Genomic DNA, 16,095 nt, shown 5'->3' with positions numbered 1-16,095 from the left:
GGGCAAGCCCCCTCCCCACTTGGAGTGCGTTCCTGATGTGGGAGGGGGCTTGCCCCCGATGAGGCCAGTGGCCTGGCCGAAAAAAATCACTGGCAAAACCCCACAGGTCTATGCGCCACTAGCCCCCTTCCTTAATTGTGCGTAAAGGTCGTCGCCCATCGCCGACCTGTCTGGAGATTCCCGTTATGAGCGAGAGTGTGTTTGCCGATCGCATCGTGCAGAACTTGCTCGACACCGACTTCTACAAGCTGACCATGATGCAGGCGGTGCTGCACAACTACCCCAATGTGGAAGTTGAATGGGAGTTTCGTTGCCGTAACAGCGAAGACCTGCGCCCGTACCTGGCGGAGATCCGCTACCAGATCGAGCGCCTCGCCGAGCTGAGCCTGAGCCCGGACCAACTGGGTTTCCTGGAGCGCATCAGCTTTATGAAGCCGGATTTTTTGCGCTTCCTCGGGCTGTTTCGTTTCAACCTGCGTTATGTGCAGACCGGTATCGAGAACGGCGAGCTGTTTATCCGCCTGCGCGGGCCGTGGCTGCATGTGATCCTGTTTGAAGTGCCGATGCTGGCCATCGTCAGCGAAGTGCGCAACCGCTACCGTTACCAGACCGTGATCCTCGAACAGGCCCGCGAGCAGCTGTACCGCAAGTTCGACTGGTTGACCGCCAACGCCAGCAGCGACGAACTGTCCGAGCTGCAAGTGGCCGACTTCGGCACGCGCCGACGTTTCTCGTACCGCGTGCAGGAAGAAGTGGTCAGCGTGCTCAAGCATGACTTCCCCGGCCGTTTTGTCGGCACCAGCAACGTGCACCTGGCGCGCGAGTTCGATATGAAGCCACTGGGCACCATGGCCCACGAATGGATCATGGCCCACCAGCAACTCGGCCCGCGCCTGATCGACAGCCAGATTGCCGCCCTCGACTGCTGGGTCCGCGAATACCGTGGCCTGCTGGGTATCGCGCTGACCGACTGCATCACCACTGACGCTTTTCTCAGCGATTTCGACTTGTACTTCGCCAAGCTGTTCGACGGCCTGCGCCACGACTCCGGCGACCCGGTGCAATGGGCAGAGAAAGCCATCGCCCACTACCACAAGCTGGGCATCGAGCCGATGAGCAAGACCCTGGTGTTTTCCGACAGCCTGTCGCTGCCCAAGGCCTTGGAGATATTCCGTGCGCTGCGGGGGCGCATTAATGTCAGCTTCGGTATCGGCACCAACCTGACCTGCGATATTCCAGGTGTGGAACCGATGAGCATCGTGCTTAAAATGACCGCGTGCAATGGCCAGCCCGTCGCGAAAATCTCCGATGAAGCGGGCAAGACCCACTGCACCGACCCGAATTTCGTCGCCTATTTGCGTCACGTTTTCAAAGTACCTGCCCTTTCCAGCAAGGAGTGAATCATGCAAGCCGTACAGCGTGAGATTGCACAGCAGCTCAAGGTCCAAGCGCCGTTCAAAGACCAGGCCGCCCTTGAGGCCGAGGTCGCCCGACGCGTGGCCTTTATCCAGGACTGCCTGCGCAATGCCGGGCTCAAGACATTGGTGCTGGGCATCAGCGGTGGCGTCGACTCCCTGACCGCTGGCCTGTTGGCCCAGCGTGCGATGCAGGAACTGCGTTCCAGCACGGGTGACGAGGCCTACCGTTTTATCGCCGTGCGCCTGCCCTACGAAACCCAGTTCGATGAAATCGACGCCCAGGCGGCGGTGGACTTTATCGAACCGGACGAACGCCATACCGTGAACATCGGCCCGGCGGTTAAATCCCTGGCCAATGAAGTGGCGGCGTTTGAAGGCAAGGCGGCGGTGTCCCGCGATTTCGTGCTCGGCAACACCAAGGCGCGCATGCGCATGGTGGCGCAGTACACCATCGCCGGCGCGGCCGGTGGCCTGGTGATCGGCACCGACCATGCGGCGGAAGCGGTGATGGGCTTTTTCACCAAGTTCGGCGATGGCGCCTGCGACCTGGCACCGTTGAGCGGGCTGGTGAAAAACCAGGTACGCGCGATCGCACGGCACTTTGGGGCGCCGGAGTCGTTGGTGGAGAAGGTGCCGACGGCGGACCTGGAAGACCTGTCGCCAGGCAAGCCAGACGAAGCGTCACATGGCGTGACTTACGCCGAGATCGATGCGTTCCTGCACGGGGAGCCGGTGCGGGAAGAGGCGTTCAGGATTATCTGCGATACGTACCGCAAGACTGAGCACAAGCGGGTGATGCCGTTTGCGCCGTGAGGTGAGCCAGAGAGCGTTGTATTGAGGCTCAGGCAGCCATCGGGGGCAAGCCCCCTCCCACACTTGATTTGTGAACACATTCAAATGTGGGAGGGGCTTGCCCCCGATGAACGATAACGCGGTCTTACTTGACGACCACAGTGCCTTTCATCATCGAGATGTGGCCTGGGAACGAGCAGAAGAACGCATAGTCAGTGCCCGCTTTCAGCTTGGACACATCGAAGCTCACCGAATCTTTCTCGCCAGCACCAATGACTTTGGTGTGGGCGATGATGCGTTCGTCGCCTTCTTTCAGGTAGTTTTTGTCGAGGCCGGCGGCCATGCCATCGGTCGCGACCGGCTGCATGTCGGCGGCGCTGGTCAGCACCCAGTTATGGCCCATGACGTTTTTCGGCAAGCTGCCGGAGTGAGTCAACTCTACGGTGAACGTCTTGCAGCTCTTGTCGATCGTGATTTCCTTGGTGTCGTAGGACATCTGATCGGTGGAGTCGACGGTGACCTTGCACTCTGCAGCAAGCAACTGGCCACTGGCCAGAGTCAGCAGGGAAACAGCAACGAGTTTGGCAAACATGTGGATCTCCAAGGCAGGGTTTAAAAAACGCGTAGTGCGACAAGGGTGCCTGAACCAGGCATAAAGGCTTATGACCTGAATCAACAAATTGTATACAACTTTAGGCTATCAGACCTATCGACACAATCAACCAGCCAAAGTGTCACACGCGCCCTATGATCGCCCCATCCCCCTTATGGAGCGCCAGCCATGCATCTCAATCAACTGTTCAATGGCCTGTTGGCCGCGTACGCCTGCGGTAAGTGAGGGCCAAGCGCGCCGCTAAGCTGCTACCATAGCGACCCAAGGCAGCTGCGCGCCGCCCACCCTCACCTTCGACCTTAGAGGATCGCCCATGGCCAAACCTAATTACTCCTTCGCCAAACGTCAGAGAGACTTGGCCAAGGAACAGAAGAAAGAGGAAAAGCTGCAACGCAAGAAAGCCGCTGTCGATGAAGAAGCGGGCGCACTGAATCCGGACGCGGAAAGCGAAGTGGCAGCAGACGAGACTGAAACGCCGAAAGACCCGGCTGAATAATTTCTGTTGTGGTGAGCAGGCCCCCCTGTCTCACCACACTCCACTGTTACTCCAGCGGCATCACCGTCACCCGCACTTCCGGGTCATGGCTCCCTCCCCCCAGAATCACTCCCCGCAACGGCGACACATCGGAGAAATCCCGGCCCCAGGCCAGGGTGATGTGCTCCAGTGCCGGCTGCACATTGTTGGTCGGGTCAAAATCCACCCAGCCCGAAACCGGGCAATACACCGAAACCCACGCGTGGGACGCATCGGCGCCGATCAGCCGTGGCTGGCCGGGTGGCGGCTGGGTCAGCAGGTAGCCGCTGATGTAGCGCGCCGCCAGGCCCCGTGAGCGTAGGCAGGCGAGCATCAGGTGGGCGAAGTCCTGGCACACGCCGCGTCGGCGCTCCAGCACTTCCACCAGCGGCGTGGCGACCTGGGTCGCTTCGGCATCGAAAGTGAATTCATCGAAGATCTTTTCCATCAGCGCCTGCACGCCCAGTAGCAATGGCTGGCCCGGCGGAAAGCAGCTTTCGGAAAACTCGACGAAGGTTTTTTTCAAATGCACGTAGGGCGATTCGAAGCGATAGCGGCAGGCTTCAATCAACTCCCCGGACAGCGGCTGGCTGCTGTAGGTCAAGCTGTCGCGGGTCTGGTCCCAGGCCGGCGACGCCTGGAAATCCAGCACCGGCCGCGCCAGCACTTCGACGGTCAGCGAGGCGTTCACCAGCAATTCATCGTGGGGGCGCTCGAAGGCCAGGCGGGTGATCGGGTTGCCGAACACGTCCAACTCATCGCGCCGCGACGTCGGCTCCGGGCTGATGTCCAACTGCTGCGCGCTGCAACGCTGCCAGGCGCAGGGCCGGGGCCACAGGTGCGCCAGCTGCTGGGCCAGGGACACCGGGCTGTCGTAGTGGTAATGGGTATCGTGGAAAATCTGATAGCGCGCACTCATCACACCGACACCGTTTGCTGGCTGACATCATCTACATGGGCAAAATGGCGCAAGGCCATGCGATCCGACACTTGCCCACTCTCATCGGCCACCGCTTGCAGCAGGTCGGCCAGGCCATCCAGCGCGGCACGCACGCTGGGCTCGCCAAACAGCGGGTTCTCCAGGCAGCTCAGGTCGAACCGCGCGAGGCGCTCCACCAAGGGTGCCAGACCGGTTTCCCGGGGTACGCCGAAGTCGTCGTTGAGGCGACGCAAGGTGCGGCTGACCAGTTTCAGTTGGAACAGCACCGCATGGGGGTTCTGCTCGTCCAGCAGCAACAAGTCCAGCACCGGGATCAGCTGCGGCACCGCCAGGTAGCGCGAGCGATAGGTGATGCTGCTGTTGCCCAGTTCCAGCAACCATTCCAGCCCCGCCTGATCGAACACCGCCACGCCACGCAGGAACGCGGCCAGGCTGCTGCTGAGAAATTGCAGGCGCTCGATGCGCCGGCCCATCATCAAGAAACGCCAACCTTCGTCGCGGGTCATGTCGTCCAGGGCAAACCCGGACAGCGCCGCCAGGGACATCACCAGGCGGTTGAGGAAATCCAGCAACTCACCAAAGTCAGGGCTCTCGCTTTCCAGCTCCAGGGCTTCGCGCTGCAACTCCACCAGCGCCTGCCAGTTTTCCCGGGACAACTTGCCGCGCACCTGAGACGCCGCCCACTGCAAGCGTTGCAGGTTGGCGCGCAGGCTCGATGGCCAATCATCGCCGAGCAAGGCCGCCTGCAAACGCTCGGGCAGTTCGCCCTCCTCCGGCAGCAGGTGCAGGTTCTCACCCAACTCAACCGCCGCCCGCAGCGCCAGCGGATCGTCGCCGTCGACATAGCGCGCCAACACGATACGCAACCAGCGCGCGCTGTCATCGCAGCGCTCGCAATAGCGGCCGAACCAGAACAGGTTTTCCACCACACGCGAGGGCAGGTACGGATCGCGGCGAACCAGGTCATGGGCACCAATGGCGCGTTGGGCGCGCCAATGTTCGCCACCAGCAGCGCGCTCACCGAGCACCCAGGTGTCCTTGCTCGCGCCACCGCGCTGCATCGAGACCACTTCGGCATCGGCCTCGGCAGCCACGCGGGTCAGGCCACCCGGCAGCACGCGGTAGCCGTCTTCGCTGGCGACGGCATACACACGCATGCCGATGGCGCGGTGTTGCAGGTGGTCATCCACGGTGTGCCATACCGGCGCCTGGGACAATTGCGCCAGCTCCTGGGCGACATACGCATAAGGCCTCGCGCGCATGCGTTCGGCCAGGGCCTGGCGTTGTTCGTCGTCCAGGTCGCGACCGAAGACCGGGGCAAAACTCTGCGATGGAAACGCCGGCTTGATCAGCAGCTCGGGCAGCTTCTCCAAGGCTTCGGCCAGCACGGGCGCCTCCCCGCACCACCACGTGGCGATGGACGGCAGGATCAGTTCTTCACCGAACAGAAATTCATTGATCTTCGGCAGGAAGCCAAGCAGACCCGGCGACTCCAGCACACCACTGCCCAAGGCATTGGCCACCAGTACATTGCCCTGACGCACGGCGTCGAGCAGGCCGGGCACGCCAAGGGCAGAGTCGGTGCGCAGCTCCAGCGGGTCGCAGAAATCGTCATCGAGACGACGCATGATCGCGTGTACCCGGCGCAGGCCGCTGAGGGTTTTGAGGAACACCGTGCTGTCGCGCACCGTGAGGTCGCCGCCTTCCACCAATGGATAGCCCAGCTGGCGCGCCAGGTACAAGTGTTCAAAATAGCTTTCGTTGAACCGGCCTGGGGTGAGCAGCACGATCAGCGGCGGCTGGCTGTCACTCGGCGCCTGGCGCGCCAGGGTTTCCTGGAGCGTACGGAAGAAGCCCGTGAGGTGCTGCACCTGCAAGTCGCGGTACAGATCCGGGAAAGCGCGGGACACAATGGTGCGGTTTTCCAGCGCATAACCGGCACCCGAGGGTGCCTGCGTACGGTCGGCGGTGACCCACCAGCGGCCATCCGGGGTTCGCGCCAGGTCCACGGCATACAGGTGCAGGAACGCACCGTCGGGCGGCTGGATGCCCTGGCACGGCCACAGGAAGTTGTTATGCCCGAACACCAGCTCGGCCGGCAGCAGGCCTTCCTTGATCAGGCGTTGCGGGCCATACAGATCGGCCAGCACCGCATTGAGAAGGCGTGCACGCTGGGCGATACCGGCCGACAAGTGCTGCCATTCATCAGCCGCCAGTACATGGGGCAGCAGGTCCAGCTCCCACGGGCGATCGGCACCCTTGGGGTCGGCGTAGACGTTGTAGGTCACGCCGTTTTCCTGGATCTGCCGGGTCAGCAGCGCCTGGCGCTGGGCCAACTGCGCGGGCGTACTGCGTTGCAGGTGATCAAGCAGGCGCCGCCAATGGGCACGCACCGCGCCGCTGTCATCCAGGAGTTCGTGATAAGTGCCCGCAGTCAGCGGGTATTGGTCGAGCAAATCGGGCATGGAACGCTCGGCAGAGGCAAGGGGGCTCAGATTAACCTAACAAACACTGCAAATCCCTGTGGGAGGGAGCTTGCTCCCGATCGCGGTGGGTCAGTCAACCTAGGTATCGGCTGACTCACCACAATCGGGAGCAAGGTCCCCTCATATTTGGATCGCATTCAGTCATTATTATTGGGGTGACGCCGCAGATCCAAGGTCATCGGGAATTCGTCATTGATCACAACACTCGGCACGGGGAGCTTTCCTGGTGTATGGCCGAGACGGAAGAACCGCGCCATGCGCCGGCTCTCCGCCTCATTGGCATTCACCGGCAAGCTGTCGTAGTTACGCCCGCCCGGATGCGCGACATGGTACTGGCAGCCGCCCAGCGAGCGCTGCATCCAGGTGTCGAGCAGGTCGAACACCAACGGCGCATGCACCGGGATGGTCGGTTGCAGGCAGTTGGCCGGTTGCCAGGCGCGGTAACGCACGCCGGCGACAAACTCACCCACCCGTCCGGTGGCTTGCAACGGCACCGGAATGCCATTGCAGGTCAGCAGGTAGCGTTGCGGCGCCAGCCCGGTCAGTTTGACCTGCAGGCGCTCAAGGGACGAGTCCACATAACGCACCGTGCCGCCCGCCGCGCCCTCTTCGCCCAGCACATGCCAGGGTTCCAAGGCCTGGCGCAGTTCCAGTTCGATCCCGCTGACGGCGTAATCGCCGACCTTGGGGAAGCGGAACTCCAGGTGCGCGGCGAACCATTCGGCCCGCAACGGGTAACCGGCGGCGTTCAACTCGACGATCACGTCGGCAAAATCCTGCTCGATAAAGTGCGGCAACAGGAAACGGTCATGCAACTCAGTGCCCCAGCGCGCCAGTTTCGGCGGCGCATAGGGTTCACGCCAGAAACGCGCCACCAAGGCCCGCAGCAGCAATTGCTGGGTCAGGCTCATGCGTGCGTGGGGCGGCATTTCAAAGGCGCGCAATTCCAGCAGGCCCAGGCGGCCAGTGGCACCGTCCGGCGAGTAGAGCTTGTCGATACAGAATTCGGCGCGGTGGGTGTTGCCCGTCACGTCGATCAACAGGTTGCGCAGCAGGCGGTCCACCAACCACGGCGGGCATTCTTCACCGGGCTGGGGCATTTGGGCGAAGGCGATTTCCAGCTCATACAGCGCATCGTTGCGCGCTTCATCCACCCGCGGTGCCTGGGAAGTCGGACCGATAAACAGGCCGGAAAACAGGTACGACAGCGAGGGGTGGTTATGCCAGTAGCTGATCAGGCTGCGTAGCAGGTCGGGCCGGCGCAGGAACGGCGAATCCTTGGGCGTCGCGCCGCCCAGTACAAAATGGTTGCCACCGCCGGTGCCGGTGTGGCGGCCGTCGATCATGAACTTCTCGGTGGTCAGGCGGGTTTGCCGCGCCTCCTCGTAGAGGAATTCGGTACGTTCCACCAGTTCGTCCCAAGTGGCGGACGGCTGCACGTTGACCTCAATCACACCCGGGTCCGGCGTGACGCGGAAGTTGCTCAGGCGCATATCGAACGGTGGCTCGTAGCCTTCCAGCAACACCGGACAATGCAGCTCTTCGGCGGTGGCTTCAATGGCGGCGACCAACTCCAGGTAGTCCTCGACCCGCTCCAATGGCGGCATGAACAGGTACAGGCGCCCTTCCCGCGCTTCGGCGCACAGAGCGGTGCGGGTCAGCCAGTCGGCAGACTCATCGATCTTCGGCACGCGCTCGTCGCTCGGCGCCGGTTCGCCATGGCTTTGCAGTTGGGCGCTGGTCGGCAACTCCGGCTGATCCTGGTTCGGGTCAGTCGGGTGCACGAACGGATACTCCGCCGCCGTCACCCACGGCTGCGAGGCCAGCGGCAGGCGATAGCCCAACGGCGAATCCCCCGGCACCAGGCGGCAATGGTTATCGCGCAGGTACCAGCGCCCGCTCTGCCAGCGGTCATTGGCCGCCGTGCGCGCCAGCGGCAGCACTTGGCCGATGACTTTATCCAGGCCCTGGCTGAACACCTTGCGCAGGCGTTCGCGCTCCAGGTCGTCGCTCAGGCGCGGGTCCTGGGCGGTGACGTTTTGCGGCAACGCACCTTCGCGCCACAGGTAGTAGAAGTTGTCTTCATAGGCCGGGAACACAAAGCGTGCCGGCAGCTTGAGGCGTTCGGCGACACTGGCGAGGAAGCGCCCAGCCAATGCGCCATCGGCGCCGTAGTCCTGTTGTTCGTCGGCAATCAGCGCGCTGTTGTGCCAGATGGGCACGCCGTCACGGCGCCAATAGCAGTTCAGCGACCAGCGCGGCAATTGCTCGCCGGGGTACCACTTGCCCTGGCCGAAGTGCACCAGCCCCTTGGGTGCGTAGTGCTTGCGCATGCGCTGGAACAGTTCGGCGGACAAGCGACGCTTGTCCGGCCCGAGAGCCGCGGTGTTCCACTCGGCGCCATCAGGATCGTCGATAGAAACGAAGGTCGGCTCGCCGCCCATGGTCAGGCGCACATCATCCTTGAGCAGGTCGCCATCGATCTGCCGGCCCAAGGCCTGGATCGCCAGCCATTGCTCTTCGGTGTAGGGCTTGGTCACCCGCGGCGCTTCCCAGATGCGCTCCACCGACATTTCATGGGTGAATTCGCACTCGCAGGGTTCCACCAGCCCGCTGATCGGCGCAGCAGACGATGGATCAGGACTACAGGCCAATGGGATATGCCCTTCACCGGCGAACAACCCGGAGGTGGCATCCAGGCCGATCCAGCCGGCACCGGGCAAATACACTTCGCACCAGGCGTGCAGGTCGGTGAAGTCGACTTCGGTGCCGGAGGGGCCGTCGAGGGCTTTGACGTCGGCGGTCAGCTGGATCAGATAACCGGACACAAACCGCGCCGCCAAACCGAGGTTGCGCAACAGTTGCACCAGCAGCCAGGCCGAATCACGGCAGGAGCCGGAAGCGTTTTCCAGGGTGAATTCCGGGGTTTGCACACCCGGTTCCATGCGGATCAGGTAGCCGATGTCGGCGGCCAGGCGCTGGTTGAGGCCCACCAGGAAATCAACGGCCGGCAGCGGCGTGCGGTCGATACCCGCCAAGTAGGCGGCAAACTTCGGCGTCAGCGGCAAGGTTTCCAGGTACGGCGCCAGCTCACGTTGCTCATCGGCGGCGTAGCTGAAGGGGATTTTTTCGGCGTAGGGCTCGAGGAAAAAGTCGAACGGGTTGAACACCGCCATCTCGGCGACCAGGTCGACTTCGATGCGCAGTTCATCGGTTTTTTCCGGGAACACCAGGCGCGCCAGGTAATTGCCCTGGGGGTCCTGCTGCCAATTGATGAAATGCTGCTCGGGCAGCACTTTGAGAGCGTAGGACAAAATCCGCGTGCGGCTATGGGCAGCCGGGCGCAGACGCACGATCTGTGGGCCGAGTTCGACCGCGCGGTCGTAGCGGTAATGCGTAACATGGTGCAACGCGACATGAATCGACACGGCGGCCTCCTGCGAGCCAGGGCATGGACACAACGCGCGCAAGACTTATGCCAGAGCGGCGGTCATTGCGCTTTATCGTAAGACCCGGTGCAGTACAGCACCAAAACGGCGCCAACGTGTGCGCCCTGGTGCGAGGGTTGCACATATTTGTGGCGCCCGTGTGAGGAGGGGTGGTGAATCTACCCAGTCAGCGAGCCTTGTGCTTGGCGATCACGGCTTCTTTAAGGCGGCGAATTTCCAGCAGCTTTTGGCGCATTTCGCGGTGGCGCTTGCTGTTGAGCAACAGCAAGCCCAGCAACGGAAACAGCACCAGGATCGCGCCTACTGAATAGTTGGCCTTGAGCGCGGGATCAAGACCGCGCAAATAGGTCACGCCAGCCATGGAAAACGAGGCTGAGCCGGAGAAGATCGCCATGAAAATCGTCCCCATGAAAACCGGGAAATAGCGCGCGAGGAAACCGTTTATCGAAGGCGGCGCCTTCACATGCGACTACTCGATCTGACGGTTGATTTAACCGCCTGCCGAATGCGACGGATTCCCACGAGTTTCGTGCGCATCTCTCGTTGAACCTTGCTGTTAAGTGTCAATAATCCAAGCAATGGGAATAACAGCGCCAACCCATAAAGGACTTTGTGAGGCTGGAATTGAACCATCGGAACTACAAACAGTAGACAGGCGACATAGATACCGACCATTACCCACACCCAGGAGGGTCGGCCCCGCAAAATCATAAAGTTGCTATGGACCGTCAACAGAATGAGCAGCGCCCCGGCAGACATGATCTTGAGCCCCACTTGAGCCATCGGCGCATCACGAAAATAGGTGATGAACGCCAGCGCCACAGCCAACGCCAAAGAAAAACACGCAGCAAATACACCGCCCATAAACGTCAGAAAGTATTGTCTGAAAAAGTCGCGTAGCGTCATCAATTCGCTCATTCGCTTACCTCCTCGTACAGTCCAATCGCGATGGTGTTGACGTTTCCGGAGTAGGCACTCCCGCCAAACCCAACGCTTGCGCCCAGGACGTCTTTGATCTGGGTAGTGGTGCTGTGCTTGAGCTGCGTAGGGGTGAAACGCTTGGTGAGTTCGCCCGACGCCTGCCTCAATTTGATCATCTTCGCGGTCAAGCTGGGATGGTTGATGCTCAGCAGCTCTTTCGTCAGCTTCGCTCTTTCCTGGCGATTCAAACCGCGAAGCACATCACGCAGGCTCTTGCCCGTCGATGCTTTGGCGGCCCTGACCAGCTTGACCGTCGTCAGGGCCGAAGCGCCCACGCCTGCCAGTGATACGGCGTCCAGCACGATGGACGCATTCTGGTACCAGCCTTCACTGTCGAGCGAATCCTTGACCTCAGGTTTGGCGACTTCCAGCGCTGTTCGGGCAATGCCGTTGAAACACTGAAGCGTACTTGCGCCGGCAGCCGCATACCCCACTACAACGATGACGGAACTGGCTCCAGCGCTGAAAGGCACCAGAATTGTTCCACTGGCGATCGCAGCCCAACTGATGACCGCCCCCAAGCAGGAGATTCCGGTATTCACGGCTTCGCCAATCAGTCGCGATTCTCGAGGATTGCTCACGACATGTTGAGCAAACTGTGTTGGCGCAATGTACTTCTGCGCTTCACGCAAAATGATGCGCTTGGGCTTGATGCTGCAGATGGGCTTGAATTCGCGCAGGGTAATGACATTGAAGTCAGCGTCGACATACACCACCCCCGCGCCGACGATACCGGGGTCGGCGTCGATGGCGGCGAACAGGCGCTGCAGGTTGATCTGGCTTTCGATGCGCTGGCGCGCCATGAACTGGGAGCGGTTGGAGTCCATGCCGATGCCGAGCAGGGGGTTGCCCATGGGGGTGTTCTTCCTTGAAGAGGTGGTAACTGGAGTGACGCTATCGGGGGCAAGCCCCCTCCCACACTTGATGTGTGAATACATTCAAAATGTGGGAGGGAGCTTGCCCCCGATAGCGATTTAATGGCCGCCACCTTAACAAACAGACTCCCCACCGCCTAGAAAGCAAAACGCCAGCACGAGGCTGGCGTTTTGCATATTCACGCGGCGATCAACGCGGCACGACCGGCTTGCGGGCTGGCTTGCCGCCCTTGCCCTTGGCCGCATCAGCGCGCTCCTTGGCCGCCTGCTTGTTGCGCGCCATGGCCGCGGCCTTGGCTTGCTCGCGCTTGTCCCACGGGTTGCTGCCGTCACTGCCACGGGGTGGCAGGCCGGTGTGTTGGGTGAGGATCCGGGTGGTGGTTTCCTTGGCGACCTTATGGCTGCCGGCCGGAGTCGAGTTCTTGCGACGCGCGCTCTGGTAGCTGTCGGTGGCGGGCTGGTGCAAGGGGATCAATTGATCCTTGCCCGGCCCGATCAAGTCGGCGCGGCCCATGCGGGTCAGCGCTTCACGCAGCATCGGCCAACCTTTCGGGTCGTGGTAACGCAGGAACGCCTTGTGCAGGCGGCGCTGTTCTTCGCTCTTGACGATGGTCACCGCGTCACTCTTGTAGGTGACCTTGCGCAGCGGGTTCTTGCCCGAGTGATACATCGCGGTGGCGGTGGCCATCGGCGACGGATAGAACGCCTGCACCTGGTCGGCGCGGAAGCCGTTGCCCTTGAGCCACAGGGCCAGGTTCATCATGTCTTCATCGGTGGTGCCGGGGTGGGCCGCGATAAAGTACGGGATCAGGTACTGCTCCTTGCCCGCTTCCTTGGTGTACTTCTCGAACATGCGCTTGAACTTGTCATAGCTGCCAATGCCCGGCTTCATCATCTGGTTGAGCGGACCTTCCTCGGTGTGTTCCGGGGCGATCTTCAGGTAGCCACCGACGTGGTGGGTGACCAGCTCTTTGACGTATTCCGGCGACTCGACCGCGAGGTCGTAGCGCAGGCCGGAAGCGATCAGGATCTTCTTCACACCCGGCAATGCCCGGGCGCTGCGATACAGCTGGATCAGCGACGAGTGGTCGGTGTTCAGGTTCGGGCAGATGCCGGGGAACACGCATGACGGCTTGCGGCACGCGGATTCGATTTCCGGGCTCTTGCAGGCAATGCGGTACATGTTGGCGGTCGGGCCGCCGAGGTCGGAGATCACCCCGGTGAAACCTGGGACCTTGTCACGGATCTCTTCGATCTCGCGAATAATCGACTCTTCGGAACGGTTCTGGATGATCCGGCCTTCGTGCTCGGTGATCGAGCAGAAGGTGCAGCCGCCGAAGCAGCCACGCATGATGTTCACCGAGAAACGGATCATGTCGTAGGCCGGGATTTTTTCCTTGCCATACGCCGGGTGCGGGACACGCGCGTATGGCATGCCAAACACGTAGTCCATTTCTTCGGTGGTCATCGGGATGGGCGGCGGATTGAACCACACGTCCACTTCACCGTGCTTCTGCACCAGGGCGCGGGCGTTGCCTGGGTTGGTTTCCAGGTGCAGCACGCGGTTGGCGTGGGCATAGAGCACGGCGTCGCCACGGACCTTTTCCACCGATGGCAAGCGGATCACGGTCTTGTCGCGGGTCATGCGCGGGCTGGCCAGGATCTGCACGACCTTGGCTTCCTGCGGATCATCAACGGGCCCCTTTTCCTGCTCGATGGCGCAGGCCTGGGTGTCCTGGGTATTCACGTACGGGTTGATGATCTTGTCGACCTTGCCCGGACGGTCGATACGGGTGGAGTCCACTTCGTACCAACCGGCTGGCGTGTCGCGACGGATGAACGCGGTGCCGCGCACGTCGGTGATGTCTTCGATCTTGTGGCCCCACGACAGGCGCTGGGCAACCTCGACGATGGCCCGCTCGGCGTTGCCGTACAGCAGGATGTCGGCGGTGGCGTCGATCAGGATCGAGTTGCGCACCCGGTCCTGCCAGTAGTCGTAGTGGGCAATGCGGCGCAAGGAGGCTTCGATGCCGCCAAGTACGATCGGTACGTTCTTGTAGGCTTCCTTGCAACGCTGGCTGTACACCAGGCTGGCGCGATCCGGGCGTTTGCCGGCCATGCCGCCAGGGGTGTAGGCGTCGTCGGAGCGGATTTTCTTGTCGGCGGTGTAGCGGTTGATCATCGAGTCCATGTTGCCGGCCGCGACGCCGAAGAACAGGTTCGGCTCGCCGAGCTTCATGAAGTCGTCTTTGGACTGCCAGTTCGGCTGCGCGATGATCCCGACGCGGAAGCCCTGGGACTCCAGCAGCCGGCCGATGATGGCCATGCCAAACGACGGGTGGTCCACGTACGCATCACCGGTGACGATGATGATGTCACACGAATCCCAGCCAAGCTGATCCATCTCCTCCCTGCTCATCGGCAGGAATGGCGCAGGACCGAAACATTCGGCCCAGTACTTGGGATAGTCAAATAACGGCTTGGCTGTTTGCATGACGGTGACCGGTGTTGAGATGAAAAATCGCGGGCGCGGAATATAGCACAAATTTTGACCAATTCCGACGGTAATGGTCGGAATTGAACGCGAGGGTTATTCGTCGTCGTCGAAGTTGTAGCTACCCGGCGCAAGGTTCTCGAAACGGGTGTACTTACCGATGAATGCCAGGCGGATAAAGCCAATCGGCCCGTTCCGCTGCTTGCCGATAATGATCTCGGCAATCCCCTTGTGCTCGGTCTCGGGGTGATATACCTCGTCGCGGTATACGAACATGATCACGTCAGCATCCTGCTCGATCGCTCCGGATTCCCGCAAGTCGGAGTTGACCGGGCGCTTGTTGGGACGTTGTTCCAAGGAACGGTTGAGCTGGGACAACGCCACCACCGGGCAGTTGAATTCCTTGGCCAGGGCTTTCAAGGACCGGGAGATTTCGGAAATTTCGTTGGTCCGGTTGTCACCGCTGGAGCCCGGGATCTGCATCAGTTGCAGGTAGTCGATCATGATCAGGGCGATATCGCCATGTTCACGCACCAGGCGACGGGTCCGTGCACGCATCTCGGACGGGCTGATACCCGCGGTGTCATCGATGAACAGCTTGCGATCGTTGAGCAGGTTGACCGCGGAGGTCAACCTTGGCCAATCGTCATCTTCCAGGCGACCGGCACGCACCTTGGTCTGGTCAATACGGCCCAAGGACGAGAGCATCCGCATGATCAGCGATTCACCTGGCATCTCCAGGGAATACACCAGCACCGTCTTGTCACTGCGCAACACGGCGTTTTCCACCAGGTTCATCGCAAAGGTGGTCTTACCCATGGATGGACGCCCGGCGACGATGATCAAGTCGGCCGGTTGCAGACCGCTGGTCTTCTCATCGAGGTCGGTGTAGCCGGTGGAAATACCCGTGATGGAGTTGTCGGTGTTGAACAGCGTATCGATACGATCGATCGCTTTGGTCAGCAGGTCGTTGACGCTGACCGGCCCGCCGGTTTTAGGGCGGGCTTCGGCGATCTGGAAGATCTGTCGTTCGGCTTCGTCGAGGATCTCGGCGGCGGTGCGGCCTTCCGGGTTGAAGGCGCTGTCGGCGATTTCAGTACTGATGCCGATCAACTGGCGCAGGGTGGCGCGCTCACGGACGATCTGGGCATAGGCCTTGATGTTGGCGACGGATGGCGTGTTTTTCGCCAGCTCACCGAGGTAACCGAGACCGCCGACCTGGGAGGTCTGGCCTTCCTTGTCCAGTTGCTCGGCCAGGGTCACCACGTCGATCGGCGAGTTCTGGTCGGCCAGCTTGGCAATGGCGCGGAAGATCAGGCGGTGGTCATGACGATAGAAATCACCGTCCGAGACTTGATCCAGCACGCGCTCCCAGGCGTTGTTATCCAGCATCAAGCCACCGAGCACGGCCTGTTCGGCCTCGATGGAATGCGGCGGCACCTTCAGGGCAGCGGTTTGCAGATCGTATTGCTCAGGAGCTGAAATATCGTTCATGGCCACTTGGAATTAGGGGTGTGTAGAAAAACAAAAGGC

At 61.4% G+C, this 16,095-nt stretch carries 12 protein-coding genes; 3 read left to right on the top strand and 9 right to left on the bottom strand.

Annotation, left to right across the window (positions count from 1 at the left end; translation table 11 throughout):
- Positions 1-185: 185 nt before the first annotated feature.
- A complete protein-coding gene (gene pncB, locus P2T68_RS04230; protein ID WP_024073104.1) occupies positions 186-1,400 on the top strand; it encodes a nicotinate phosphoribosyltransferase in 1,215 nt (404 codons plus the stop codon).
- Between the two features lie 3 nt (positions 1,401-1,403).
- Positions 1,404-2,231: an ammonia-dependent NAD(+) synthetase gene (nadE, locus tag P2T68_RS04225; RefSeq protein WP_024073103.1), complete on the top strand. Its 828-nt coding sequence runs from the start codon at positions 1,404-1,406 to the stop codon at positions 2,229-2,231.
- Between the two features lie 124 nt (positions 2,232-2,355).
- Here nadE and azu read toward each other — a convergent pair whose 3' ends face one another.
- Positions 2,356-2,802: an azurin gene (azu, locus tag P2T68_RS04220; RefSeq protein WP_069075154.1), complete on the bottom strand. Its 447-nt coding sequence runs from the start codon at positions 2,800-2,802 to the stop codon at positions 2,356-2,358.
- Positions 2,803-3,136: 334 nt separating this feature from the next.
- On the opposite strand from azu, the gene P2T68_RS04215 reads away from it, so the two are divergent.
- Positions 3,137-3,319, top strand: a complete 183-nt coding sequence (locus P2T68_RS04215; protein ID WP_024073099.1) for a hypothetical protein — start codon at positions 3,137-3,139, stop codon at positions 3,317-3,319.
- Positions 3,320-3,365: 46 nt separating this feature from the next.
- On the opposite strand, the gene P2T68_RS04210 is transcribed toward P2T68_RS04215, so the two are convergent.
- The 8 genes from P2T68_RS04210 to dnaB all read right to left on the bottom strand — a co-directional run bounded on the left by P2T68_RS04210 (position 3,366) and on the right by dnaB (position 16,056).
- Complete coding sequence (locus tag P2T68_RS04210) at positions 3,366-4,256, bottom strand: transglutaminase family protein (protein WP_024073098.1); 891 nt, start codon at positions 4,254-4,256, stop codon at positions 3,366-3,368.
- Positions 4,256-6,742, bottom strand: coding sequence for a circularly permuted type 2 ATP-grasp protein (locus P2T68_RS04205; RefSeq protein WP_024073097.1), 2,487 nt, complete (start codon positions 6,740-6,742; stop codon positions 4,256-4,258). The genes P2T68_RS04210 and P2T68_RS04205 overlap by 1 nt, the downstream gene beginning before the upstream one ends.
- Positions 6,743-6,900: 158 nt before the next feature.
- Positions 6,901-10,191 (bottom strand): transglutaminase family protein, encoded by a 3,291-nt coding sequence (locus P2T68_RS04200; RefSeq protein WP_024073096.1) that lies wholly within the window; start codon positions 10,189-10,191, stop codon positions 6,901-6,903.
- 187 nt (positions 10,192-10,378) lie between these two features.
- On the bottom strand, positions 10,379-10,621 hold the full coding sequence (locus P2T68_RS04195) for a hypothetical protein (protein WP_051448914.1): 243 nt from the start codon (positions 10,619-10,621) through the stop codon (positions 10,379-10,381).
- 50 nt (positions 10,622-10,671) lie between these two features.
- Positions 10,672-11,130, bottom strand: a complete 459-nt coding sequence (locus tag P2T68_RS04190; protein WP_024073094.1) for a hypothetical protein — start codon at positions 11,128-11,130, stop codon at positions 10,672-10,674.
- The gene (locus P2T68_RS04185) at positions 11,127-12,047 is read right to left on the bottom strand and encodes a hypothetical protein (protein WP_024073093.1); all 921 of its coding nucleotides are present in this window, start codon (positions 12,045-12,047) and stop codon (positions 11,127-11,129) included. The genes P2T68_RS04190 and P2T68_RS04185 overlap by 4 nt, the downstream gene beginning before the upstream one ends.
- Positions 12,048-12,258: 211 nt before the next feature.
- Positions 12,259-14,562 carry a YgiQ family radical SAM protein gene (locus P2T68_RS04180; protein WP_024073092.1) on the bottom strand — a complete coding sequence of 768 codons (2,304 nt, stop codon included), beginning with the start codon at positions 14,560-14,562 and terminating at the stop codon, positions 12,259-12,261.
- Positions 14,563-14,658: 96 nt separating this feature from the next.
- Positions 14,659-16,056, bottom strand: coding sequence for a replicative DNA helicase (gene dnaB, locus P2T68_RS04175; protein WP_024073091.1), 1,398 nt, complete (start codon positions 16,054-16,056; stop codon positions 14,659-14,661).
- Between the last annotated feature and the right edge of the window lie 39 nt (positions 16,057-16,095).

Source organism: Pseudomonas sp. G11, from assembly GCF_029457515.1.
Classification (GTDB): Bacteria; Pseudomonadota; Gammaproteobacteria; order Pseudomonadales; family Pseudomonadaceae; genus Aquipseudomonas; species Aquipseudomonas gorinensis.
This window is presented reverse-complemented; position numbering and strand designations above follow the sequence as displayed.